Annotated in this window: 1 protein-coding gene; it reads right to left on the minus strand. The window is 67.4% G+C overall.

Annotated elements, in window-relative coordinates; all coding sequences use genetic code 11:
- Positions 1-1,143, minus strand: a 1,143-nt coding sequence (locus tag ACIQOV_RS42335) for a hypothetical protein (RefSeq protein WP_401056588.1), incomplete at both ends; no start/stop codon positions are given.

The following is a 1,143-nucleotide window of genomic DNA, read 5'->3' on the forward strand; positions in this document are numbered from 1 at the left end:
GGGTGGTGCCGGAGGTGCGGGCGGCGGCGCGGATGCGGGTGGCGTCGCGTTCGAGGATGCGGCGGATGTGGCGGGTCGAGTTGGCGGAGCTGGTCGAGGACCTTCGGGTCCTGGGCGTCGAGCCAGTCGGCGACCTGGCGGAAGGAGACGCAGCGGACGCCCTCGCGCTTGCAGACGTTCTTCATCACGTCCTCGATGGCCTGCATGTAGATGCCGCCGTTCCAGGACTCGAAGTGGTTGCCGATGAAGAGCGGGGCGCGGCTGCCGTTGTAGACGCGTTCGAAGCCGGCCAGGTAGCTCTCGCGGGTCTCCTTCTCCCAGGTGTCGTACTTCTTGGGGTCGCCGTTGGTGGTGTTCCCGGACTGGTTGGCCAGGAAGTTGAAGTCCATCGAGAGGCTCTGGGTCGACCTGCCGGGGTAGGGGAGCATCTGCAGCGGGAAGTTCCAGATGCCCTCCTTCTTCACCGGCCAGACCTGGAACTCGCCCGGGGAGCTGGCGTCGTAGCGGAAGCCCGCCGCCTTCTCGGCCGGCAGCAGGTTCTTCTGGCCCTCCAGGCAGGGGGCGCGGCCGCCGACCAGTTCCTTGGTGTAGTCGAAGGGGAGGGGCGGGACGTCCTTGAAGCCGGTGTTGGTCTTCCAGTTGGTGACGAAGGAGACGGCCTGGTCCAGCTCGCTCTTCCACTCCTCGGTGCTCCACTCGCCGCCGCCCTTGGCGTTGCAGAAGTGCCCGTTGAAGTGGGTGCCGATCTCGTTGCCGTCCTGCCAGGCGAGGCGCAGCTGTTCCAGGGTGTCCTTGATGTGGGGGTCGGTGGCGTAGTCGATGGAGGCGTCGCCGGGCTTGTGCTGCGGTGGCTTGTAGAGCGTGCTCTTGGACTTGGGGAGGGTGTAGAGGCCGCTCAGGAAGAAGGTCATCTGGGCGTTGTTCTCGACGCCGAGTTTGCGGAAGCGGGAGAACATGCGATCGTCGCCCTCCAGCGCGCCGTCCCAGGAGAAGACGACGAACTGCGGCGGCTTCTCGCCGGGCTTGAGCTTCTCGGGCGTGGGCTGCTTGGGCTGCGGGCCGGTGTAGGAGGTGGAGCCGTCGCCGAGCACCTTGACCTGGCCGTCCCAGGTGGGAGTGGGGGTGGGGGCGGGTGGTGGCGGG

Source organism: Kitasatospora sp. NPDC091257, from assembly GCF_044757675.1.
GTDB classification, from domain to species: domain Bacteria; phylum Actinomycetota; class Actinomycetes; order Streptomycetales; family Streptomycetaceae; genus Kitasatospora; species Kitasatospora lactacystinica.